The organism is Vibrio sp. V38_P2S17PM301 (genome assembly GCF_009904845.1).
Lineage (GTDB): Bacteria > Pseudomonadota > Gammaproteobacteria > Enterobacterales > Vibrionaceae > Vibrio > Vibrio proteolyticus.
Window position 1 is genome coordinate 83,692 of record NZ_WXWO01000054.1, and the last position, 24,242, is coordinate 107,933.

Genomic DNA, 24,242 nt, shown 5'->3' on the forward strand with positions numbered 1-24,242 from the left:
ATGTTTACTATTTTGACATTAAGAAAAGTTGGTACACTCTGTCCCATTCAAATGAACTGAGATCTTTTGTCTATGTCACTGGAATCTAACCACTCTTCACTGTACAGCGCCTTTTCCGTTCTGGTTGTTGATGATGAACCGGGAATGCAGGCTATTTTGAAAAAAGCGTTGGGAAAATGGTTTGCCAGCGTGGATTGCGCCGGATGTGTGGAAGCAGCTGAGCAACTCAGACAAGCCAATCATTACGATTTGATTGTTCTGGACATCAATTTACCGGGGCGGTCAGGTATTGAGTGGGAAGAAGCGTTTCATGACAAAGACAAACCCGCCGACGTTATCTTTATGACCGGCTACGCAGATCTGGAAACCGCAATTTCGGCGCTCAAGCTCGGTGCGTCGGACTTCATCCTGAAACCGTTTAACCTGGATCAAATGCTTTCCGCGGTTAAGCGCTGCATGGACAAACGTGTTCAACAGCGAATGCAATACGCGCTCAACCAAGACATGCAGCGCCACATCAGAACGGAGATCGTTGGTCAATCGGAAAAAACCCGTCTGCTCAAACAGTTGATTACACAATTTGCCCCTTCCAGAGCCAGCGTATTGATTGAAGGAGAATCCGGCACCGGGAAAGAACTGGTCGCGCGTGGTGTCCATGAAGCCAGCGGCCGAAAAGGGCCGTTTGTGCCTGTCAACTGTGGGGCAATTGCCCCCGAGCTGCTGGAAAGTGAGCTATTTGGCCACGCCTCAGGCGCGTTTACGGGGGCCAAGAAAAGCCGTGAGGGCCTGTTTCGCGTCGCAAATGGAGGAACGTTATTTCTTGATGAGATTGGTGAAATGCCATTGTCAATGCAATCGGCTTTGCTGCGTGTTCTGGAGCAACGCACCATTCGGCCGGTTGGTACAGAAAAAGAGCTGGCCGTGGATGTGAGAGTCGTGGCAGCGACCAACCGTAATCTGCAGGAGGAAGTAAAGAACGGGCATTTTCGATCCGACCTTTATTACCGTTTAAATGTGCTGCGTATAGAAGTGGCACCACTGAGAAAGCGCAAGACCGATCTGGCGGAACTGGTGCCATACTTTACCCACATGCTGGCGACGGAGTTGGGCATACCTAAACCAAAATGGGCTCATGAAGATATTCTGGCGCTGAACGAATATGACTGGCCGGGTAACATCCGTGAACTGAAAAACCAGATTGAACGCTGTATTCTGCTGGGCAAACCGCCAGCACACCAATGGCGTGACGTACAGGCCGCGAAACACGTTTCCATGACAGTGTCGAGTGGTGCAGAGTTACTCAACCTGCAAGAAGAGCAAGTGCATCAGGGAGAAGGGTACCCTGACGACTGGTCTCTCAAAGAGGTAGAAAAAGCCCATATTCAGCAAGTTGTCGATGCCCATGATGGCAATAAGTCTGCTGCCGCCAGACGATTAGGCGTAGCTCGTAAAACGCTGGAGCGTAAGTTCAAAGAGTGGGAAGCGGAAGGAAGTTCCTATGTCGGCTGAGCATGGGTGGCTGGCCAAGTGGCGTTACCGGTTCAAAACCATGGTGCGCTACCGCCTGCTGATCCTTACCTCAGCGCCCATCGTCTTTACGCTGATCGCTTTAATTGCCATCAGTGTTTATTGGTCAATTCACTACACCTGGAAAAGTGCGTTGATTGACGTATCCGAACGCCTTGGCGTTGCCAGCAACAGCATCGCACTGTTGCAGCAAAAACAGGCCAATTTTGTGAAGGCTTTTGCTGAGTCATATTCGTTTCGTAATCACGTTAATCAGCTCTCCGATCCCGCTGAGCTTACCGCATGGGTGCAACAACAGAAAAATCGTTATGGGTTGGATTTTCTGCGTTTTCATACTGTGGACACCATAGATAAAAAATTCCGCTTCCTGGATTTGACGCGCAAAGCGTCATTCTTTGATGTCCTGACGCAGAAAGAGCTGAGTGAGCTTGACCCCAACTTAGCCAGCCGGGCGCAAATCGCGATCCTTAAGACTCAGCGTATCGAAGGCCGCGGTCTGATCAGTCGGACGGTGATACCTGTTTATAACCTGCATAATGATCTTATCGGCTTTCTGGACGGAGGGCTGTTGCTGAACAACAGCACCGTGTTGGTCGACCAGATTCGTGATCTGATCTACCCCGACAAAGAAAACTCACTACGTCCGGTCGGCACGTTAACACTGTTTTTAGATGATTTGCGAGTCAGTACTAATGTGCCGCTCGACAGCGATGATCGTATTGGCCGCGCGATTGGTACCCGAGTCTCAAAAGAAGTCCGACGCGTCGTCCTCACGCACGGGAAAGAGTGGGTCAATCTGGCGTATGTATACGATGCCTGGTACATCACGGCCTATCAACCAATCAGGGATCAGTACAATAATGTCATCGGCATGTTGTATACCGGCTATCTGATGTGGCCTTTCTTAGAGGCCTACGTCACGAACATCTTTGAGATTGGCACTGTGACACTGGTGTTATTGCTTGTTTCGGGGTTCGCTGTTTATCGGGGATCACGAGATTTGTTCGCACCGATTGAACGTATTCACCGAGTGGTGAAGCTGGTTCAGATGGGCAAGCATCAACGTATTGGTGAGCTGGGATTGGATAAAGAACATGAACTTGCCCAGCTCGCACGCCAGTTTGACCACATGCTGGACTCTCTCAATGCTCGTAGAGAAGAAGTCAAAAGTGCCGCGAAGCAGTTGGAGCATAAGGTGGCGGAACGGACAGCCAGCTTGTCGGAGAAAACCGAACAGTTGGAGCTGCACATCAAGTTGCTCCATCAAACCCGAGATAAACTAGTGGTCAGCGAAAAGTTGGCAGCACTGGGGGAACTGACCGCAGGCATTGCTCATGAGATCAACAACCCGACAGCCGTAATCCTGGGTAACGTGGAACTGATAAAATTTGAACTGGGCCCCGAAGCGGCAAGGGTTGACGAAGAAATTGGAGCCATCATGGTTCAAATTGACCGTATTCGTAACATTACACGCAGCTTGTTACAGTATAGCCGTCAGGGCGGCGTGCAGGATGAAGTCACCTGGCAACACGTGAATCCGATCATTGATGAGAGCATTACGTTGGTAAAAACTGGTGCGAAGAAACGCGATATTCAGTTTGCAACTCATCTGGACGCCCATTCCCCGGTTGAAGTGAACCGTCATCACCTATTGCAAGTGATGGTCAATTTGCAAATGAACGCCATTCACGCCATGAAAGGCGAAGGGTGTCTGACAATTATTAGTGAAGACTGGATTGAAAACGAAGAGGTGTGCGGCGCGATCATTCATGTAAAAGATGAAGGATGTGGTATCAGGCCACAGCACCTCAAGCGAGTGTTTGATCCATTTTACACCACCAAACGCGACGGAACAGGGTTGGGTCTGTCTGTCTCTCAAAGTCTGTTAAGCCAAACAGGCGGAGAAATCAGAGTCACGTCTGAACCTGCCCAGGGGGCGTGTTTCAGTATTTATCTGCCAAAGAAAGCCGAAACCTATCTCAACGTAACCAACCTATAAGCAGATCCTCTCGGAGGTCTTGCTATAACATTGACTTTCATATAGTTATGAGAGGTGTTTGTACGGGAGAGGTTGAATGGAGCTTATCGCATTTGAGGAGCAGCACTATCCGTTGCTCATAAATTGGATAGATAATGCTGAGCTGAATTTCTTATGGGGCGGGCCATGTTACCGTTTTCCGTTGACTCACAAACAGATTCGGCAACATTGCGCCCAGAAGGACGTGCAACCCTATGTGCTGATGGATGAAGGTGAACCCGTTGGATTTGTCGAACTGTTTATTTTACAAGCACAAAGTTGCCGGATTTGCCGGGTATTCGTTTCACCAGACAAACGTGGGCAAGGGTACAGTTCGAGCATGCTGACTCTGGTCATGGATAAAGCCCGAGAGCAGTATAACTGTTTGAATGCATCTTTGGCGGTCTTTACACACAATGAAACCGCACTACATTGTTATCGCTCACTTGGGTTTGAAACTTACGCTCTTGAACGTGGGACGCGTTACTTAAATGGCCGTTGGTGGGATCTGTTGCTAATGAGTAAAACGCTGAGTTAACCTCCCAAACAAAAACGGAGTGCCTTGGCACTCCGTTACAACTCTCTGTCGTGAATCACATATCTACAGACATACCTAACGCATCCAGCCGGTCTTTGAACTCCTCTAAGTTCTCTCCCCGATAAGTCGGGTGACCATTAAAGTAACGTGGCTTTTCAGGAAGCATCGCATTTTTCAGCTCTTTTTCCTGCTCATCGCTATCATGGTAAACCGTCACTCGATGTGGGATTTCCTGTCTGATTGCCGCCATTTTGGTCTCCTTGTTTTTACGAACACGTAATGTAACCCTAGTTCATTTGGCGCGACTATCCATGTTTAGGTTTCGTCATGTCATCAGGTTTCGTCCGGGCTCACGTTTTTACAGCGCACTGACAATTGGCCAAAAGAGGTGCCAGAGGAAACCTGACGACTTACTAACCTTAATGACAGAATATTTGGTGTAATATGAACCGATAGGCACGTAGACAGGAGTCATGATGAAACGTTTCAGAGCTATTCTAAATGGCAAGAAAGCTGGCGAACCGGCGCTAAGAGAGGCTATTTTCGCGATTCGCGAACAGGGGGAGCCCTTAGAGGTTCGTGTTACCTGGGAATCGGCCGATATGCTCCGTTTGGTTGAAGAAGCCAGTCAGGACGGAATTGAACGAATATTGGTCGCGGGCGGGGATGGGTCGCTAAACGAAGCGGTGAATGCGTTAGACACACTTGCTCACGAGCAACGACCAGAGCTGGCGGTGATCCCTATGGGAACAGCCAATGACTTTGCTACTGCGAATCGCATTCCCACCACCATAGCCGCTGCGCTTGAATTGGCGATCCATGGGCAAACCCATCAGATAGATTACGTGAAAGCCAATGATCGCTGTTTTATCAATGTCGCGGCAGCAGGGTTTGGGGCCGAGATAACCGCGGAAACTCCGATTGAATTAAAAAACTTCCTCGGCGGTGGCGCCTATACGCTGACTGGTATTGTAAAAGCTCTGGGGTTTCGCCCATATGAAGGCACTTTATCCGTAAGCAAGGGAAGCTGGACTGGTGACATTCTGGTCGGGGCGTTTTGCAACAGCCGTCTGGCTGGCGGTGGACAAGAGATGGCTCCTTCCGCGCTAATAAACGATGGCGATATGGACGTCACTGTAGTTCGGCCATTCTTGCCACACGATTTACCTCAGGTGATCGAAGAGATCAAAAATCCTAAGGAAAACGGTGAGTTTGTGGTCCACTTGAAAACCAACTGGCTGGAAATCGATTTTCCGAAAACGCTGCCACTCAACCTGGATGGTGAACCTTATCATTCTCAGAAAATTCGTTTTGAAGTCCAGCACCAGGCGCTGGCGATGGTCTTACCGGATGACAGCCCTTGCCTGAGATAAACAGTTATTTAAAGATGCGGGGATCGAACTCAAACTGCAGTTTCTCCGCTTTGGCGAATACCTTTTTCAAAGCAGGATGGTTGGGGTTGATCAGATAATTTTTGTCTCGCGGAGAAATAACGGATGGCACCTGCAAGACAGCAAAATCGGATGCAGCAATATTGAGAAATTCATCACCGATCAACTGGGTTGATTCACTGGGTGGAATCGAACGCCAGTTAGGTGGGAGGTCTGAACGGCTGAGTTTTACGATCAGCTTGTCCGGTACATCTATCCGGTACAAATCGTACCTATCGATCATGTCTGGCGTATTGTTGAGATGAACAAACACTTCCAGAGAACACAATGATTCAGATTCGGAAAAGTAGAGGGCTTCGGTACCTTTAGAGTTCCATCGCCCCCCAAACCACTTGGCGCCATTGGGGCTGAAAGGAGAATCGGCGTATTTTTTCTGAGTCAGCCGATACATGAGCATCAGGAAAAGACCCCGTGCTCAATACGGCCGATGAGATCACGCACCACTTCAAAATCCGCCGTAGTGGAAATCATATCCAGAGGACGTTTTCCGGCCAGGCCGTAGACACTCTCTTTGAGCCACTCCAACGCACGCTCTTCATCATCAAACAGATCCGTTGCCAGTTTGACCAGCAGGGCAAGGCGATACATCACATCGCTTTCCTGCATACTGAAACGTTCACCTTTCGCTAAACGGCGTTTGATGGTGCTGATGGGAATATGAGTAACATGATGGAACTCACTTTGCGATAAGTTGGCCTTTTCCAGAATGTTGATGTACACCTGAGGCTCGAAGCCTTGGTGCACGGCTTCATTCTTAGCGGTCGATTCGTTTTCAATCCCCATGCTAAACCAGAAGTTGTTCTTATATGACGACTTCGGTTTGAAGCTTTTCATCGCTGTTGCTGTCATATCTCAGTACCTCTTGGCTCATTTGGTCTAGCAATTATGGACCAAATGAGCCGAGTTCGCAATGCGCTTGATTTATGAAAACAAACAGCCCCTGAGTATTCAGGGGCTGGGGATCATCCGGCGTTGACTGCGATTTTCGGTGGCTTGATGCCGTGTTTCTTAAACTCTTTCATCACCCTTAAGGTAATGTCTGTCTCAAACAACTTTTCGTAGGCCGTATCCACCACATACGCTTTACAGGTTAGCTGTATCGCCAGGTAGTTGTCTGCGATGGTTTGTTTAACCAACACGGTCACCGGTTTGGGCAAATGAATATAGCGACTGGAAGAAGCCGCCTCCTGAATCAAATCTCTCGCTAACACAATGTCTTCATCCATGCCGACATAAAATGGAATGACGACCTGCATGTCTAATGCGCCATAGTTGCCACTGGTGGTTACTTCATTTAGGAATTTGTTGTTCGGAATCGTAATGATGTCATCGCTCAATGTACGCATTCTGACAGAGCGAAGACCGATGGCAATAATGTCGCCATAGTTCCCCTCAAACGTGACGCGGTCACCAACCTGAAACGGACGATCAATCATGACCGTCATTCCGGCAATGAACGACGCCGCCAAATCTTTGAGCGCAAAACCCACCGACACTGCCAGCGTACCGCCAATCAATGTCAGGATCTGATCGTTGATACGAAAACTCATCATGAACACAATCAAACCCGCGGTCATATAAACGAAAAACTGCAGGAAAGACTGCAACTTTTGCAGCAGCATCCGGTACTGGGCGAACTGTGAACCAATGCTCTCAACCATTGAGTTCATGAACTTGATCAGGACCCAGGTTGCGGCAATCACCAATACGGAGAAGAACACGCCACTCCAACGAATTAACGTGGCAATCTGGGTGATATTTTCTACTTGCGCCAGTTCCTCTGACGCCAAAGTCGGTGTCGTAACCAGCAAAGAAAGAATCAGAAAAAGGACTCTGTACATAACTATTTCACCAATAAATGCTGACGGTCTAATACGTTGGTAATATGACGGAACCAGTGATCCGAAACCCGTGCTTTATCTTCGTTCCACTCGATGTAACCGCGACTTTGGAAATAGCGCAGCGTGCCGAGTACTTCAGCGACACTTAACTGGGTACACTCCGACAGCTCTTCTGTGGAAGCAACTTCCAACTGAACAATTGAGCGCAGTACTGCGAGCATGGGTTTGGGCATTTTTTCCAGCTCTTGGGACTCCGGCGCGGTAAACAAACGAACCACCACTTGTTGTGTTTCTTTGTTTCGATTAAGTGACAGACGGAAAAAACGCAGTGCCACCGTGGGGTTGCCATCAGAGTAGTGCCAGAGAATGCGGTAGAACCCTTGTTTAGCGCGGTCTTCTTCAGTGATGTCTTCCTGATCCCACTGTTTAGGCACAACCAAGCCATCAAAACAAACCGGATGCTCGACGTCTCGGTTGATACGACTGTCGAGCAATTCACCAATCTGTTTTTCTGACCAGCGAGGCAAAAAGGTGACTAAATCAAACAGCAGACGCTCGCCGCGCGCTCGGTCGACAAAACGCCAACTCGCTTTTTCAACCGCCATAACCACCCGGTGGTTTTTCTTGGAACGACGTAGCAAGTTAGTCAGGCGAATCAAATCCGACAGACCGCCAACCATGGGTTTAACCAGGCGCTGAGCGTTGTCGACCGCGATGAGATAACTGGTGTCACTTTTTCGCAACTGGGACAGGATCTGAATCTCACTGCTTTCTTCTTCCATCCCGAGACTCACCGCTAAATGTTTCAGTAAGGCGCTGTAACCGGCGTAAGGGCAATTGAGATAAACGGGTTCGGCATTTTTCACTTTATCGAGTAGCTGGCGTAACAGCGTGGTTGTACCGATACCGCGTTCGCCGGATATCACACAAATTGCAGGACTGTCGCTCATCAGGTAATGCGACAGTTGCTTGATTTCATCCGAGCCATAGTCAAACAAACGGCTGTCGGCCGATCCGGGAAGAACATATTCAAAGGCCTGATTACCTTTGATGCGCACGAAATTAGGGTTCGTTTGCACATTGCCTGTCTGCTTAGCAACTTCTATCCGAAACAGGTAGGCAAGCGCCTGACTAAACAGCGTATAGCCAGATAAGGCACTAATGAGACGATGTTTAAAACTGTGTACGGTAATCCAGAATGCGGCTACCGCCGTCGCCGCAATACTCACCAAAAACGTCTCTTTGTGATCAATTGCCCAGTTGACCCAAACAGGACGGTCGGAGATGCGCTCTGCTACTTCAAATACTTTTTTTCGCCACAGTAGCAGAACATTCATGGTCACCAGCACAAACCAGAAAAACAGCACATTGTAGATCCAGTAATAGATCGTGCCTTTACCAACAGTACGCATCGATATTTGCAAGATCACGCCAGCAACAATAATGCTCCAGATGTATCGGCGAATGGTCGATAAACGGAGCGCGATCAGCGCTTTACTGGACGAACGACTGTTGCGGTAAACAAACTCAAGAATGAAACTGACCGCAATAGAACCGCCCAATATCCACCAGGTAAAAATCTCAAGAAAAATCAGATGTTGCAGGCTGTCGATATTGGCCAAAACCCGCAATGAAAGCGTGATGGCAATTAAGACCGCGATGGCACGGTGAGCACGACTGATATACCACACTAAGCGCACCCATAGTGGTGGATTCGTTTTGGACTCCAGATGGTACTGGTAAAACAGATTAATAAGGCGCTTGCTGTTTTTAAGCCACCAGGCGAGCACCAGATAAATAAAGAATACTTTGACTCCGACCCAGATCACCGGAACAGGGGAAATCAGCACTTCTCCAATGAGAGCTTTCACACTGCGAATTTGAAAAAACACCAGATACTTCATATTCAGCCGGGTGTTTTCCCACTCTTTTTTAAACTGAAGCACGCCGTACGGGCCGAAACCGGTCAAGCGGTCACGAGTCACGGAAGAGGTGAGTTGCAGCAGTGCTTCTTTACTCTGGGCAATACTGCGTAATGTTTTGTAGGTTGACTCGGTTTTAAACCAGTCTTCTTCACTGCCTGAATGCTGATACGCCAACAAATCCTGGCGGAATAGTTCAATCTGGGCATTTTGCTCACGCAAGGAGGCTGAGAGCAGTTGTTCGACTTTCGCCATGTCTTTGTCTGTCATGAACAAAGGTTCGGGAAGCGTACGAATTTCCTGACTGATATTGTAGGCAACGGAACTGACGGTGGGCTCTTTTTTAAATGTGTATTCCCACTGCGCTAAAGCTGGCTGGGCCAAACACAAAGATAACAAGAGCATTAAGCGTAAGACCTGACGCATAGAACTCACTTATAAGTTGTTGATTTTTTGAATTAGTGTAGACGGAAAACCGACCGAACGCGCACTCAGAATGAAGCGAAAGAGGGGATTCGAAAAGAAACTCTTTCGTTGAGTCACGGTTCAGAGTCAGAAAACCAAGGACAATCGAACCAGATTCTAAACACAACTGCGTCTAAGATGTGAGACAGGGATGACGTGCAGGCGTGCCATCACGTTGTCACAACGGGTAGATAATCTAAATCATTACTTGAAGTTGCCGCTATGAACCAGTAGTGTGGCGCGGTTTTTTACACATTTAAGGTAAAGGTTTTGATCTCCACAGCGAATATAACTCAGCAGTTCGGCGCGAAGCCGCTTTTTGAAAACATCTCCGTGAAGTTTGGCGAAGGGAATCGCTACGGCCTTATCGGCGCTAACGGTTGTGGTAAATCGACCTTTATGAAGATCCTAAGTGGTGAGCTCGAGCAAACCAGTGGTAACGTCAGCTATGATCCCAACGAACGGATCGCCAAGCTGAACCAGGATCAATTTGCCTACGAAGAGTACACCGTTATTGATACGGTCATCATGGGTTACAAAGAACTTTGGGAAGTGAAAAAAGAACGTGACCGCATCTACTCTCTGCCAGAAATGAGCGAAGACGAAGGTATGCGCGTTGCTGATCTTGAAGTTCAGTTTGCGGAAATGGACGGTTACATGGCCGACGCCAAAGCGGGTGAACTGTTGCTTGCGGTTGGTATTCCGGAAGAGCAACATTACGGTCTGATGAGCGAAGTTGCCCCTGGTTGGAAACTGCGTGTGCTTTTGGCACAGATTCTGTTTGCAGACCCGCATATCATGCTACTTGACGAACCAACCAACAACCTGGACATCGATACGATTCGTTGGCTGGAAGAAACGCTGAACCAACGTAACTGCACCATGATCATCATTTCCCACGACCGCCACTTCCTGAACAGTGTATGCACACACATGGCGGACCTGGATTACGGTGAACTGCGTATTTACCCGGGCAACTATGATGAATACATGACCGCAGCGTCTCAGGCACGTGAACGCCTACTGGCAGACAATGCGAAGAAGAAAGCGCAAATTGCAGAACTGCAAACGTTCGTCGCTCGTTTCTCTGCCAACGCATCAAAAGCCAAACAGGCGACATCGCGTGCGAAGCAGATTGATAAAATCAAGCTGGACGAAGTGAAAGCCTCTAGCCGTCAGAACCCATTCATTCGTTTCGAACAGTCGAAAGAGTTGTTCCGTAATGCACTGGAAATTGAGAACCTGGCGCAGGGTTATGAAAACGATCTGTTCACAAATTTCAACGCCATTTTTGAAGTTGGTGAACGTGTGGCGATCATCGGTGAGAACGGCGTAGGTAAAACGACCTTACTCAATACACTGGCGGGAGTGAAGGCACCAACAACCGGCAGTTTCAAATGGTCTGAGAATTCGAACATCGGCTACTACGCACAAGATCATGCGCATGAGTTTGAAACCGACATGAATCTGATGGACTGGATGGGGCAATGGCGCCAGGAAGGCGACGACGAGCAGGTTGTGCGTAGCTTCCTTGGTCGTATGCTGTTCTCTCAGGATGACATCAAAAAGTCAGTTAAAGTGCTATCCGGTGGAGAGCAGGGGCGTATGCTGCTGGGCAAACTGATGATGCACAAACCGAACATGCTGTTGATGGACGAGCCGACCAACCACATGGATATGGAATCGATCGAATCACTGAACACGGCGTTGGAGCAGTACAAAGGTACGCTGTTCTTCGTGTCCCACGACCGCGTGTTTGTAGACTCTCTGGCTACCCGTATTCTGGAAATTCGCGACGGTAAGATCACCGACTTCCGCGGGACTTACTCAGAATTCCTGAAGTTTAAAGGGGTAGACGGATAATCAGAAAAGGCCTCCATCGGAGGCCTTTTTCTTTATGTCGAAATCTACGAATTACTCTGCTGGTGCGCCTTTTACATCAAACTCAATCTTATCTGCACCAGTAAATACCTGAAAGCGAAGACCTTTAGCTCGGGCAATGGTGGTGATACCGAACTGTCTGGCCAGATCGAGCCCCATCTGGGTAACTCCGGAGCGGGAGAGCAGCAGAGGAATCCCCATTTGTGCGATCTTAATGACCATCTCTGATGTCAGGCGTCCGGTGGTATAAAAAATCTTATCCGCGCCTTTTTGGTCATTGAGCCACATTTCACCCGCCAGGGTATCCACGGCATTGTGACGACCCACATCTTCCACAAACGATAGCACCTGATTCCCCTGACAGACCGCACAGCCATGCACTGCGCCGGCCTTTTTGTAGGTGTCATTAAAGTGCGTCAGCGCTTCCAGTGCAGCGTAGATTTCAGATTGCTTGATCGTAATTTGAGGCACCTGATAATTTTCCAGTTGCTTCATGACATTGCCGTACATGGTTCCCTGACCACAGCCAGAGGTGACGGTCTTTTTCTTCAATGCTCCTTCTAGGTGGTCAGTGTTTTCTTGTGTCACCACCGCGGCAGAATGGGTCTGCCAGTCAATTATGACCGATTCGATGGCATTGGGATCAGAAATGAAGCTTTGATTTTTAAGATATCCCAGCACCAGCGCCTCAGGCCTTGAGCCAAGCGTCATTAACGTCACCACTTCTTTCCAGTTAAGCATCACCGTCAATGGTCGCTCACAAGCAATCTGTTTCACCAGACGCTCGCCGTATTCATCGAACACTTCAACCTCAATGGTCTGTAACGGGTTTTCACTGGTTTTTATGATAGTTGGTTTCCCCACAATCTAATCCTGTCTGCGACTCATGTTAATACCATTAAAGCAATTCCTGTTCCAAAAGGCGCATTTTTCTTTGTTCGGTGAATCGAGGTTGTTCCTATAAATAAGACACCTGAGCATTGGTTTGATGTCTATGGTTATGTGGCGTAATACTTGCTTTGAGTCTTTAATTAGTAAACGTTTGATCGGATTAAACACAATGTCACAGTTAGAGTCTGCCCCGATGAGCAGCGAAAAAGATGAAAATCACTGGCCCCTTGACTGCCAGTTGACTGCACATGAAATCAGCACGGGCTTGTGGGTCAGCACGCAATGGCAACTGACAGGTTTTGGGCTTCACCCAGATCCACAAAGCCGCTTTACCGCAAGCTTGGAACTTTTTCGGGATGAACGAACGGACTATCGATTTAACCTCAGTTCAACCCAGCCCAAACTGTTTCTCGTCCTCGACACGATGGACGATGAGCACAATCCGGTCATAGTGAAGCTGACGGCTTCCCAAAGCGTCGCTGGTCAATTCATGGATGGCGATTATCTGGTGCTTTCGACCAATATGCCTCTACCGGTTCAGGCCTGGATGGAAGCGTTTATTGGTCGTCATGGCGAGTTACTCGAAGCTCGTCGTAAGAAACGAAAAGGCGCGGGGCGTTCTAGTGGCAACTGACAACAATCCATTCTTCTCACGCTGGTCCAGACGTAAGCTTGATCCTCAATCTCAAGCGGCCGACGAACACGGTGTGAACCAAACTGAGGTCACTGAGAACGCGTCAGACGTTCCGGTTATGGAACAAGTACCTGACGATTCACCAGATAAAGACCCACAAGAAACTCGTGACCTTAGTGTCGCTGAGCTGCTTGTCAGTGGTGCGACGGCTGCCACCAAAAAGGCAGCACTAAGAAAGCTATTTTTAAGTGGGGAATTCAGTGAAGTCGACCGGCTCAATGACTACGATCATGACTATTCCGCGGTGAAACCGTTGTCCACTGACGTCGCGGAAAAACTCAGAGAGTGGTTGAATGAACACGAGGAGGAACCGCCGCACAAAGTGGCAGAAGAGCGAATCTCAACTAAAGTTGAGAAGGAAGAGGCTGCCGAGTTGCACAGTGATTTGTCGTCCATTCAAACTCAGCACAACCAGGATGTGTCAGATGAAGAAGTGGGACAAAATATACCACATAAAAGTTAGGTACATTTTGACCAATAAATGGTTATCTCAATAGAGACAAATTGTCTCAATAACAAAAACCTGAAACTTAATCTCACGATTTTGGTAGTAATTAGCTGATATTAAAGATAATAAAAGTTGGAATGGTATTTGCTGTAGCATCTGAAACTGAACGCAAACGTTCTAAAGATGGAACAGAGCAATGCTGAAACAACAACTAAAACGCACCAGATCTGCCAACGGAAAAGCACGCTTATTTGCTTTTGAGAACACGGTTGAGTTGACCAATCTTATTCCTCCCACCGTAAGCTACGAGAGCGGTGGGAATACGCTGATTGTTGGTCCGACCGCGATCATTGAAAGCGCCGCGCACCAACTCACACAAATGCATTCCCTGACCTTGCTGTCGACCGATGGTGAAAGGGCCTCACATCCAAACCTCTATTTTGCCAGTTCCGTTCAGATCTCAGGATATTTGGGCACCTTTGAAGTTCTGATAGAAAATCAGGGACAGACGTACAACTTGGCCAAAGTCGCACTGGATCACGATTGTTTCGATATTGTTTTGGATATGACACTCAGCGGGTGTATGAGCGAAGAAGTTCCCGTACCGGGCTATTATCCGGTGGGGCGAGGGTATCCGAAACTGGCGGAAGCATTAGAAGAGATCCCCACATTGATGGGGACATTTGATAAGCCTAAATTCTTTCGTCTCGATACCGACCTGTGTGCGCACAGTTCACGTGGTGTAAAAGGCTGTGAACGTTGTGTGGATGCATGCCCAGCTGGCGCGCTAAGTAGTGAAGGCAACGATAAAATCGGACATCGCATCGCCATCAACCCTTATCTTTGCCAAGGCGTGGGGACTTGTGCCACTTCCTGTCCGACAGAAGCGATCAGTTACGCCTTACCGAATCCGCAAGATACCCAGAAATTCATTGAGCGCACTTTGGCCAATTACCATCAAGCCGGCGGCGAAAGTCCGATTGTTCTTATCTGCAGCTCTCGCCATGAGAGTTATAACGTCATGGCGCTCAATGCGCTTCCCGATAACGTCATTCCGGTTGTCGTTGAAGAGTTGCCATCTGTGGGTATCGATTCCTGGTTTTCGGCTCTGGTCAATGGTGCAACACAAGTGCTGTTTGCCGCCAGTCGTTTTATGCCAGAAACCATCCTCCGAGTCCTCAATAGTGAAGTAGGGACAGCTCAGGCTTTGTTAACTCAAATCGGGCTGGAAAAAGAGCGCGTTGACATTCTATATCTCGAATCGCTTTGCGAAACCAGGCCGTCTCTGTGTGAAGAGCCGTTGTGCCTGTCTGTCGGTGAGTTGCACGGCAATAAACGTCAGCGGCTATTCGCGGCTCTGGACGCACTCGCCAGTCAGTATCCTCCTCAAGCGTCTGTTGTCACACTGCCTTCGAGTGCGCCTTACGGCAAAGTGACGTGCCGCACTGATGATTGCACTTTGTGTATGGGCTGTGTTGCGGTGTGCCCGACTCGAGCGCTGCATCATGACGGTGACATCCCAGGCCTCAAGTTTGTTGAACAGGATTGTGTTCAGTGTGGATTATGCAGTCAGGCTTGTCCGGAGAATGCGCTGACTCTGGAACCACAAATGAACTGGGATCAAAGCTCGCGACAACAGGTGCGTACATTACACGAAGAGAAGCCCGCACTGTGCCTGCGTTGCCAAAAACCATTTGCGCCGCAGTCGATGATCGCCATGCTTCAGGACAAGTTACGCGGTCACTCTCATTTCGCTGATGAAGCGTCTTTGAATCGTATCGCGATGTGCGAAGACTGCCGTGTTATCGATGTGTTTGAAGCCATGGCAGAAGACCCTGCCAAGCAATTGAAATACTAAGGAGCGTTTCGTGGATATACCAACAGATAACCAGACGCTACATCGGGAAATTTATCTGATGCTGGCTTCGCTTTTCCGCCAGGCTCCAAACGAGGCCGTGATTGATTTTCTGGCCACTCTTGATATCGAAGCCGAGCAAAGCAACATGCAAAAAGCCTGGTTAACACTGAAACACGCCGCGAGTAACACCTCTCAACAAGCATTAGAAGATGAGTACCAGTCATTGTTTATCGGTATCGGCCGTGGAGAGGTTGTGCCTTTTGCCTCATGGCATCTGACGGGCTCACTGATGGAGAAGCCGCTGGCAGAAATACGACATGATTTGGTGCAGCTAGGCTTTGAGCGTGAAGCTGATGTGAAAGAGCCCGAAGATCATATCGCCGCATTGTGTGAAGTCATGGCTTTGATGACCGATGACCACGATGCGACTCTGCAACAGGCGTTTTTTAATAAGCATCTTTCGCCTTGGACTCACAAACTGATCGGACAGATGAAAGAGGCGCAAAGCGCTGATTTTTATCGGGCCGTCGCTGAGTTGGCTGACGCGTTTTTTAACCTGGAAGCCGTGCGTTTTAGCGAAAACATCGCCAGCTCAAGAAACAAATCAAAAATTGACGTAAAAAATGTGACTGACTCACTGCAATAGGACGTCGATAAGAGATGCACCAGCATCCGGAACTACCTTTGGGTAAGGAAGCAATCCATGAAAAAGAAAAGTGAAATCAACGAAAGCCGCCGAGATCTTCTCAAGGGCTTCACGACTGCCGCGGTCGCTGGTGCAGTTGTCGCTGGAACAGCCAAAGTAGCTACAGCGTCAGAAGTTGAAGCGCCGAAAACGGAAGTAAAAAAAACCGGTTATCACGAAACTCAACACATTCGTGACTACTACGACTCGTTGTAAGGAGTGAACAGATGAAACTGATTAAACGCTCCGACAATGTGTCGAAAGAGCAAAATCAACTCGGGATCAGCCGCCGCACATTTATGAGAAACTCTTCGATTGCGGCTGGCGGAGCTGTGGTTGGCGCCAGTTTATTTACCCCGGGCATGATCAAAAAAGCCCAGGCGAAAACGGTGGATCCTGATGCCAAAACGGAAGTGAAGCGCACAATCTGCTCACACTGTTCGGTAGGGTGCGGCATATACGCCGAAGTGCAGAACGGTGTTTGGACAGGGCAAGAGCCGGCATTTGATCATCCGTTTAATGCTGGTGGCCACTGCGCCAAAGGTGCGGCTTTGCGTGAGCATGGTCATGGTGAACGTCGCCTCAAGTACCCGATGAAGCTTGAAAACGGCAAATGGAAACAGTTGTCGTGGGAAGAGGCAATCAACGAAATCGGCGATAAAGTGCTGGATATCCGCAAAGAGTCCGGACCGGATTCCGTGTATTGGCTAGGCAGCGCCAAACACAGTAATGAGCAAGCTTATCTGTTTCGTAAAATGGCTTCGCTGTGGGGCACCAATAACGTTGACCATCAAGCACGTATTTGTCACTCGACCACTGTAGCCGGGGTTGCCAATACCTGGGGTTACGGTGCGATGACCAATTCGTTCAATGATATGCATAACTGCAAATCGATTCTTTTTATCGGTTCAAATCCGGCGGAAGCGCACCCAGTGGCGATGCAGCATATTCTGATCGCCAAAGAGAAAAGTCGATGTAAGATCGTGGTGGCAGATCCTCGCCGAACGCGCACGGCTGCAAAATCAGATTTTTATGTGTCTCTGCGCCCTGGTACAGATGTCGCTTTCATCTGGGGCATTTTGTGGCACGTCTTTAAAAATCAGTGGGAAGACAAAGAGTTCATCCGCCAGCGTGTATTTGGTATGGATGAAATTCGTGCTGAAGTCGCGAAATGGACACCCGCAGAAGTCGAGCGTGTTACCGGCATCAGTGAGCAGGATGTTTACCAAACCGCGAAAATCCTGTCAGAGAATCGTCCAGGTTGTGTGGTCTGGTGTATGGGCGGAACTCAGCATACCACAGGGAACAACAATACCCGGGCATACTGCGTACTGGAGCTGGCCCTGGGGAACCTTGGCAAATCCGGCGGTGGTGCCAACATCTTCCGCGGGCACGATAACGTACAAGGGGCAACAGATCTTGGCGTACTGTCACATACCTTACCGGGCTATTACGGGCTGGCTGACGGCTCCTGGAAACACTGGGCAGGCGTGTGGGATATCGACTTCGATTGGATCAAAGACCGTTTTGATCAAAAAGAGTACCGCGGCACCAAGCCAATGAACAATATGGGTATTCCGGTCTCACGCTGGATTGATGGTGTTCTTGAAGACAAAGGCAATATCGAGCAGAACGACAATATCCGCGCCATGTTCTACTGGGGCCATGCGGTTAACTCGCAGACCCGTGGCGTTGAGATGAAAAAAGCGATGCAGAAGCTGGATATGATGGTGATTGTCGACCCTTATCCTACGGTTGCAGCGGTCATGAACGACCGCACCGATGGGGTCTACTTGTTACCTGCAACGACTCAGTTTGAAACCTACGGCAGTGTTACAGCATCCAACCGCTCGCTGCAGTGGCGTGATCAGGTCATCGAACCTCTGTTTGATTCTAAGCCGGACCACGAAATCATGTATCTGCTGAGTAAAAAACTGGGTTTTGCCGAACAATTGTTCAAGCACATTGAAGTGAAGAACAACCAGCCGGTCATTGAAGACATCACCCGTGAATTCAACCGTGGCATGTGGACCATTGGCTACACAGGTCAAAGTCCGGAGCGTCTCAAAGCACACCAACAAAACTGGCATACCTTCCATAAAACTTCTCTGGAAGCTGAAGGTGGGCCTGTCAACGGAGACACCTACGGTCTGCCATGGCCTTGTTGGGGCACACCCGAAATGAAGCACCCGGGCACGCATATCTTGTACGACACATCGAAAACGGTCGCTCAGGGTGGCGGCAACTTCCGGGCCCGATTCGGGGTCGAGTTTGAAGGCAAAAACCTACTGGCGGAAGACAGTTACTCGGCCGGTTGTGAAATCCAGGACGGCTATCCTGAATTTAGCGACAAGATGCTAAAACACTTGGGATGGTGGGATGATCTGACTGCAGAAGAGAAGCAAGCGGCAGAAGGCAAAAACTGGAAAACGGATCTGTCCGGTGGTATCCAACGTGTCGCGATTAAGCATGGCTGCATTCCATTTGGTAACGCCAAAGCACGGGCAATTGTCTGGACCTTCCCAGATCGAGTGCCACTGCACAGAGAGCCTTTGTATACGCCCCGACGTGACTTGGTCGCGGATTACCCAACCTGGGATGATGCGGAATCGATCTATCGTCTGCCAACGCTTTATAAGTCGATTCAGGATCAGGACAAATCAAAAGAGTATCCGATTATTCTGACTTCTGGTCGTTTGGTGGAATACGAAGGTGGTGGTGATGAAACGCGCTCCAACCCTTGGCTGGCAGAACTTCAACAAGAGATGTTTGTTGAAGTAAATCCAAAGGATGCCAACGATCTCGGCTTTAAAGATGGTGAGATGGTGTGGGTTGAAGGGGCTGAGAAAGGCCGAATTCATGTGAAAGCCATGGTCACCCGCCGCGTCAAACCGGGGATGGCGTTCATCCCATTCCACTTTGGCGGTAAGTTTGAAGGCGAAGATCTGCGTCATAAATACCCGGAGGGCAGCGATCCCTATGTGATTGGTGATTCAGCTAACATTGCGACCACTTATGGTTATGACCCAACAACGCAGATGCAGGAAACCAAAGTCACCCTGTGTAACATTCGTAAAGCGTAAGGAGCCTCCACATGGCACGAATGAAATTTCTATGTGACACCAAACGCTGTATCGAATGTAATGGCTGTGTCACGGCATGTAAAAATGAAAACGACGATGCACTTGAATGGGGCATTCAGCGTCGCCGCGTTGTCACCTTAAACGACGGTGAACCGGGAGAAAACTCTATCTCGGTCGCGTGTATGCATTGCACCGATGCGCCATGCATGGCGGTGTGTCCGGCCGATTGTTTCGAGCACACAGAAGATGGCATTGTGTTGCACAACAAGGATTTGTGTATTGGTTGCGGTTATTGTCTGTTTGCCTGTCCATTTGGTGCACCGCAGTTCCCGAAACAAACCGCATTCGGTGAACGGGGCAAAATGGACAAATGTACCTTCTGTGCAGGCGGCCCTGAAACTGAACCTGGTTCTGAAGAAGAGCGCCTGAAGTACGGTGCTAACCGGATTGCAGAGGGAAAACTGCCTATGTGCGCTTCGCTGTGTTCGACCAAAGCACTGCTCGCCGGCGATGCCGAAAAAGTATCCGATATTTTCCGTCAGCGCGTTGTTGAACGTGGAGCGAAAAATGCCGGATGGACCGACGGTGAAGATCTGTCTTATGACGCAACCAAGAGCTAATGGTGGAAAGAGATATGTTGCAACGTTTCAAACGCGTATCTCTGACAGTGCTGTCGATAATGACAGCGCTGTTGCTCGCCTTTGTCACGCCAGCCTCTGCCGAAGAACCTGCTTCTTCGGACGTCGCTCAACGCGAGATAACTCAACTTGCGGGAGCCGATTATTGGCGGCAGTTGCGTGAAGGGCAAGAGGGATACACAACCTCAACCTCTCCTGAGCATGGCGTTTTGATCAGCAAGCCAGGTGAGACTTGGTACATTCTCAAGGAAAAGTGGATGTCTCCGGCGGGCGCTGTCGCCATTTTTGGCAGCATTGCTCTGGTGGTGCTGGCGTACGTTGTTGTCGGCCCATTGATGCTGAGCAAACCGCGTACCGGGAAAAAGATTACACGCTGGTCACGCCTCGACAGGGCGCTGCACTGGAGTATGGCCTTTACCTTCCTGACATTAGCCTTCAGTGGCCTTATGCTGGTTTACGGAAAACATTTCTTGAAACCTTACATTCCCACTGAGCTCTGGGGTTATATCGTATATTCAGCCAAGCAATACCATAACTACATTGGCCCGCTGTTTTTTATCTTGTTAATGTGCGTTCTGCTTAAATGGTGGCGAAAGTCACTGTTCAACAAAACCGATGTACAGTGGTTTAAGAAATTGGGCGGAATGGCTGGCAAGCATAAAGGTACCCACCCATCTGCGGGCTTCTCGAATGGTGGTGAAAAAGCCATTTATTGGCTATTGATCATCTTTGGAGCGGTCGCTGCAGCCAGTGGACTGAGCCTTGATTTCCCAATTTTTGGCCAAACCCGGCGCGATATGGAGTTTTCTAATCTGGTCCATATGGTCTCGGCATTGATTCTGATCTGTGGTTTTATCTTCCACATTTACATTGGTTTGTTTGGTATGGAAGGCGCTTTAGAAGGGATGGTCACTGGTGACGTTGACGAAACCTGGGCTAAGGAGCATCACGACTTGTGGTATGAAGAGGTCAAAAACGGGGAGCCTACGACCAATTCCGACGTGGCCAGCCAAAACGCTAAGGGAGGGGTTCGCGGCAATGAACAAACATCATAGCGGTATCTGGGTTGCGTACATCTTGAGTCTTCTGACGCCATTTACTTGCCTTATTTCCGGCGTGATCGCCATCGTGTACGCTGGCTACCGACTGGATAAAGGGGAAGACTCCGAAGTAGTGAACTCGCACTATTATGGTCTGATTCGCAGTTTTTTTCTTAACTTGACCTTTTTCGTTGTCCTTCTGGTCACGGTGGCGACATCGAACGGATTGCTGGTTGGCGTTCACGATTACTGGTACAGAAACTCACTGATCGATTCCGTCGCGCGTTTTATTCCTTATGTTGGCATGGTGATCGCTGCAGGAGCCATATTGTTGTGGATCGTCCGCATGGTGCAGGGGATGCAACAACTCAGAGCCAACATTGCTCACACCCCTTCAACCGGCCCGAATCTTTGAACCAAATCGGCGCACGACACTTAGCCCCGGCACGATTCGGGGCTTTTTTGAACCATGATTATGCGCATCGATATGGTGCAGCCTCACCTAAATAGTGCGCATTTCGCTTGTTGAAGTCACTATCAACTTGAAACATGCGCATGCGAACTTATTTTTATCTTCATGATTTTTATAGTTTTGTTTTCAAGTTCTTCTTGTTTTCCTTATTTAAAATAAACTGGAACGCATTTTGCTGTGTTGACACTTTTGTAAATAAACTCACCAATTTGGTGAAAATAAAAACAATGTCGCACAGGTAAAGTGCGCTACACGACATGGAGAATTGAATCAATGAACGAGACTGTCAGTCCGGTACAGGGCGCCGTTCAAACCCTGACCCAAAGTTCAGATACCTTATTTTTGCTGCTTGGAGCCATTATGGTGTTTCTGATGCACGCTGGTTTTGCTTTTTTGGAAGTAGGGACCGTCCGACGAAAAAATCAGGTAAACGCGCTGGTAAAAATTCTGGCGGATTTTGGCGTCTCTGCAATCGCTTATTTTTTTATCGGTTATTGGGTGGCTTATGGGGCAGATTTTTTTGCTGATGCACAGACCTTATCTCAGGATAACGGCTATCAGTTGGTGAAGTTCTTCTTCCTACTCACATTTGCCGCAGCGATCCCGGCGATTGTCTCGGGAGGTATCGCTGAGCGAGCGCGATTCTATCCCATTTTGATTGCTACGTTTTTTACGGTCGGATTGGTTTATCCATTGTTTGAAGGCATCATCTGGAACGGTAACTTTGGCCTACAGACATGGTTCGAATCAACGTTTGGCGCTGGATTTCACGATTTCGCCGGCTCAGTGGTAGTGCACGGAGTCGGAGGCTGGATTGCCCTCGTTGCGGTCAGTTTCCTCGGTATGCGTAAAGGACGCATTCGGGCAGGTAAACACACCAACTTCGCCCCGTCGAATATTCCGTTTCTGGCACTTGGTGCCTGGATTCTATGTGTGGGTTGGTTTGGTTTTAACGTTATGTCCGCACAAACACTGAATGGGATCAGTGGCTTGGTGGCAATGAACTCCTTGATGGCTATGGTGGGCGGCATCATCGCTTCATTGATCGCTGGCAAGAACGACCCGGGCTTTATTCATAATGGTCCTTTGGCTGGACTGGTCGCGGTCTGTGCTGGATCGGACCTGATGCATCCGCTCGGCGCATTGCTCACCGGATCCATAGCAGGCGCGCTGTTTGTTTACCTGTTCACTTATTTGCAAAAAACAAAAATCGATGACGTACTCGGTGTGTGGCCTCTGCACGGTGTTTGCGGAGCGTGGGGAGGAATTGCGGCTGGAGTCTTCGGTCAGCAAGCTTTAGGCGGTCTCGGAGGCGTAAGTCTCACGGTACAAGTGCTGGGTACAGTGGCAGGCATTGTGATCGCTGTATCAGGCGCTTATTTGGTGTACGGATTACTCAACAAGTTGTGCGGACTGAGGCTTTCAGAAGAGGACGAATTTAATGGCGCCGATCTGGCAATCCATAAAATCTCCTCAGTCAACGAAGACTAACATTAATTAGGAGCGGCGCTCGCTGATCCTTACATTTCCACCATCTGGGATGGTGTTTAAAACATGCCGTGCGTTAGACCATGGTCTAATCCGTATCACTTCTGATGTTATTCGAACAGTGTTAGTCTAGATGTATTATTACGGTTGAAGGAAGTAGCATGAAATTCCCATATCGAAACATTGTCGTGTTGACTGGCGCCGGCATTTCAGCAGAGTCGGGGATACAAACTTTCCGCGCTCAGGATGGTCTGTGGGAAAACCACCGAATCGAAGACGTCGCGACACCCGAGGGGTTTGAACGGAACCCCGACTTGGTTCAGGATTTTTATAATCAGCGCCGACGTAACTTACAAAGTGACACCATCCACCCAAACGCGGCGCATATTGCTCTGGGTAAACTGGAAAAAGAGTTACAGGGTAAAGTCACCGTCATCACCCAGAACATCGACAATCTACACGAGCGAGGCGGCAGCACACACGTGATTCACATGCATGGTGAATTACTTAAAGCCCGTTGCAGTGAATCTAATCAAGTGGTCGAGCACAACGATGACATTCATACCGGAGATTTATGCCATTGTTGTCAGATGCCAGCACAGATGAGGCCTCATGTTGTTTGGTTTGGTGAAATGCCGCTTAGAATGGGGGAGATATACTCATCGTTGGAAGAAGCGGATTTGTTTATTTCTATAGGCACGTCCGGCGTAGTGTATCCCGCGGCTGGATTTGTTCATGACGCGCGAATGCATGGCGCCCACACGATAGAAATCAACCTTGAGCCGAGTGCTGTAGAAAGTGAGTTCGAAGAAAAGCGTTATGGCAAGGCCAGCATCGAAGTTCCTAAACTGGTTGAGGAAATCCTGTCACTGCAAGACCCAATACAACAACATGCCTAAACCGATGTCATACGGCGAGCATGCTTCATTTGATACATGGCCTCATCAGCGCGTTTGATCGCCTGATGCAGGTTATGTTTTTCTCCGGCTGCAATGCCATAGCTGAACGCCAGATGCCCGCACCTGAGCGTTTGTTCAATCTGGCCGACGAATGCCTGCCCACGGCCGCGAGCCACCACCACAATAAATTCATCACCCCCCAAACGAAAAGCTTGTTCATCAGAGCCTAGGTTTTCTTTAAGTGTTTGTGAGAAATGAATCAAAGCCCGATCACCTTCAGCATGCCCGGAGGTGTCGTTAATGAGCTTGAGGCTGTCTAAGTCCATATAAACCAGATCATATTGGCGAAGTGGTATCGACGTCAGTAACTTGCGATTTTTCAGCCCGGTAAGCTCATCTGACGT

23 protein-coding genes are annotated in these 24,242 nt (G+C 49.0%); 16 read left to right on the forward strand and 7 right to left on the reverse strand.

What is annotated here, in order from left to right; all coding sequences use genetic code 11:
• The first annotated feature begins 72 nt into the window (after positions 1 to 72).
• The 3 genes from CAG64_RS12810 to CAG64_RS12820 all read left to right on the forward strand — a co-directional run bounded on the left by CAG64_RS12810 (position 73) and on the right by CAG64_RS12820 (position 4,082).
• Entirely contained in the window at positions 73 to 1,509 is a 1,437-nt protein-coding gene (locus tag CAG64_RS12810) for a sigma-54-dependent transcriptional regulator (RefSeq protein ID WP_202599330.1), read from the forward strand.
• Positions 1,499 to 3,526, forward strand: a complete 2,028-nt coding sequence (locus CAG64_RS12815; RefSeq protein ID WP_237668279.1) for a sensor histidine kinase — start codon at positions 1,499 to 1,501, stop codon at positions 3,524 to 3,526. The genes CAG64_RS12810 and CAG64_RS12815 overlap by 11 nt, the downstream gene beginning before the upstream one ends.
• A 76-nt stretch (positions 3,527 to 3,602) precedes the next feature.
• Entirely contained in the window at positions 3,603 to 4,082 is a 480-nt protein-coding gene (locus CAG64_RS12820; RefSeq protein WP_161489012.1) for a GNAT family N-acetyltransferase, read from the forward strand.
• Between the two features lie 55 nt (positions 4,083 to 4,137).
• Here CAG64_RS12820 and CAG64_RS12825 read toward each other — a convergent pair whose 3' ends face one another.
• Complete coding sequence (locus tag CAG64_RS12825; protein ID WP_021703301.1) at positions 4,138 to 4,332, reverse strand: hypothetical protein; 195 nt, start codon at positions 4,330 to 4,332, stop codon at positions 4,138 to 4,140.
• Positions 4,333 to 4,558: 226 nt separating this feature from the next.
• On the opposite strand from CAG64_RS12825, the gene yegS reads away from it, so the two are divergent.
• A complete protein-coding gene (yegS, locus tag CAG64_RS12830; RefSeq protein WP_161489013.1) occupies positions 4,559 to 5,455 on the forward strand; it encodes a lipid kinase YegS in 897 nt (298 codons plus the stop codon).
• 4 nt (positions 5,456 to 5,459) lie between these two features.
• On the opposite strand, the gene CAG64_RS12835 is transcribed toward yegS, so the two are convergent.
• The 4 genes from CAG64_RS12835 to CAG64_RS12850 all read right to left on the reverse strand — a co-directional run bounded on the left by CAG64_RS12835 (position 5,460) and on the right by CAG64_RS12850 (position 9,722).
• Positions 5,460 to 5,930: an RES family NAD+ phosphorylase gene (locus tag CAG64_RS12835; RefSeq protein ID WP_021703299.1), complete on the reverse strand. Its 471-nt coding sequence runs from the start codon at positions 5,928 to 5,930 to the stop codon at positions 5,460 to 5,462.
• A complete protein-coding gene (parS, locus tag CAG64_RS12840; protein ID WP_021703298.1) occupies positions 5,930 to 6,382 on the reverse strand; it encodes a type II RES/Xre toxin-antitoxin system antitoxin in 453 nt (150 codons plus the stop codon). The genes CAG64_RS12835 and parS overlap by 1 nt, the downstream gene beginning before the upstream one ends.
• Positions 6,383 to 6,495: 113 nt before the next feature.
• Positions 6,496 to 7,374, reverse strand: a complete 879-nt coding sequence (locus CAG64_RS12845; protein WP_161489014.1) for a mechanosensitive ion channel family protein — start codon at positions 7,372 to 7,374, stop codon at positions 6,496 to 6,498.
• A gap of 2 nt (positions 7,375 to 7,376) precedes the next feature.
• Positions 7,377 to 9,722 carry an ATP-binding protein gene (locus CAG64_RS12850; protein WP_161489015.1) on the reverse strand — a complete coding sequence of 782 codons (2,346 nt, stop codon included), beginning with the start codon at positions 9,720 to 9,722 and terminating at the stop codon, positions 7,377 to 7,379.
• A 309-nt stretch (positions 9,723 to 10,031) separates the two neighbouring features.
• On the opposite strand from CAG64_RS12850, the gene CAG64_RS12855 reads away from it, so the two are divergent.
• Complete coding sequence (locus CAG64_RS12855) at positions 10,032 to 11,624, forward strand: ABC-F family ATPase (protein ID WP_021703295.1); 1,593 nt, start codon at positions 10,032 to 10,034, stop codon at positions 11,622 to 11,624.
• A 51-nt stretch (positions 11,625 to 11,675) separates the two neighbouring features.
• On the opposite strand, the gene CAG64_RS12860 is transcribed toward CAG64_RS12855, so the two are convergent.
• Complete coding sequence (locus CAG64_RS12860; RefSeq protein WP_161489016.1) at positions 11,676 to 12,506, reverse strand: formate dehydrogenase accessory sulfurtransferase FdhD; 831 nt, start codon at positions 12,504 to 12,506, stop codon at positions 11,676 to 11,678.
• Between the two features lie 196 nt (positions 12,507 to 12,702).
• On the opposite strand from CAG64_RS12860, the gene CAG64_RS12865 reads away from it, so the two are divergent.
• From CAG64_RS12865 to cobB, 11 genes are all read left to right on the forward strand, one after another.
• Positions 12,703 to 13,167: a DUF3305 domain-containing protein gene (locus CAG64_RS12865; RefSeq protein ID WP_161489017.1), complete on the forward strand. Its 465-nt coding sequence runs from the start codon at positions 12,703 to 12,705 to the stop codon at positions 13,165 to 13,167.
• Positions 13,157 to 13,690 carry a DUF3306 domain-containing protein gene (locus tag CAG64_RS12870; RefSeq protein WP_337247454.1) on the forward strand — a complete coding sequence of 178 codons (534 nt, stop codon included), beginning with the start codon at positions 13,157 to 13,159 and terminating at the stop codon, positions 13,688 to 13,690. Before CAG64_RS12865 ends, CAG64_RS12870 begins: the two co-directional genes overlap by 11 nt.
• A gap of 181 nt (positions 13,691 to 13,871) precedes the next feature.
• A complete protein-coding gene (locus CAG64_RS12875) occupies positions 13,872 to 15,533 on the forward strand; it encodes a 4Fe-4S binding protein (RefSeq protein WP_161489019.1) in 1,662 nt (553 codons plus the stop codon).
• A 10-nt stretch (positions 15,534 to 15,543) separates the two neighbouring features.
• Complete coding sequence (locus CAG64_RS12880; RefSeq protein WP_443084073.1) at positions 15,544 to 16,179, forward strand: TorD/DmsD family molecular chaperone; 636 nt, start codon at positions 15,544 to 15,546, stop codon at positions 16,177 to 16,179.
• Positions 16,180 to 16,236: 57 nt separating this feature from the next.
• The gene (locus CAG64_RS12885) at positions 16,237 to 16,434 is read left to right on the forward strand and encodes a twin-arginine translocation signal domain-containing protein (RefSeq protein ID WP_161453498.1); all 198 of its coding nucleotides are present in this window, start codon (positions 16,237 to 16,239) and stop codon (positions 16,432 to 16,434) included.
• 11 nt (positions 16,435 to 16,445) lie between these two features.
• Positions 16,446 to 19,301, forward strand: a complete 2,856-nt coding sequence (locus CAG64_RS12890; protein WP_161489020.1) for a formate dehydrogenase subunit alpha — start codon at positions 16,446 to 16,448, stop codon at positions 19,299 to 19,301.
• Positions 19,302 to 19,312: 11 nt separating this feature from the next.
• On the forward strand, positions 19,313 to 19,921 hold the full coding sequence (gene fdh3B / locus CAG64_RS12895; RefSeq protein ID WP_021703287.1) for a formate dehydrogenase FDH3 subunit beta: 609 nt from the start codon (positions 19,313 to 19,315) through the stop codon (positions 19,919 to 19,921).
• Positions 19,922 to 19,935: 14 nt separating this feature from the next.
• Positions 19,936 to 20,994, forward strand: a complete 1,059-nt coding sequence (locus CAG64_RS12900) for a formate dehydrogenase subunit gamma (RefSeq protein ID WP_161489021.1) — start codon at positions 19,936 to 19,938, stop codon at positions 20,992 to 20,994.
• Positions 20,978 to 21,394 (forward strand): hypothetical protein, encoded by a 417-nt coding sequence (locus CAG64_RS12905; protein ID WP_021703285.1) that lies wholly within the window; start codon positions 20,978 to 20,980, stop codon positions 21,392 to 21,394. Before CAG64_RS12900 ends, CAG64_RS12905 begins: the two co-directional genes overlap by 17 nt.
• Before the next feature lie 330 nt (positions 21,395 to 21,724).
• Complete coding sequence (locus CAG64_RS12910; RefSeq protein ID WP_161489022.1) at positions 21,725 to 22,942, forward strand: ammonium transporter; 1,218 nt, start codon at positions 21,725 to 21,727, stop codon at positions 22,940 to 22,942.
• Between the two features lie 158 nt (positions 22,943 to 23,100).
• Positions 23,101 to 23,838 (forward strand): Sir2 family NAD+-dependent deacetylase, encoded by a 738-nt coding sequence (cobB, locus tag CAG64_RS12915; protein ID WP_021703283.1) that lies wholly within the window; start codon positions 23,101 to 23,103, stop codon positions 23,836 to 23,838.
• Here cobB and CAG64_RS12920 read toward each other — a convergent pair.
• On the reverse strand, positions 23,835 to 24,242 hold a 408-nt coding region (locus CAG64_RS12920), incomplete at its 5' end, for a GGDEF domain-containing protein (RefSeq protein WP_161489318.1). The genes cobB and CAG64_RS12920 overlap by 4 nt on opposite strands.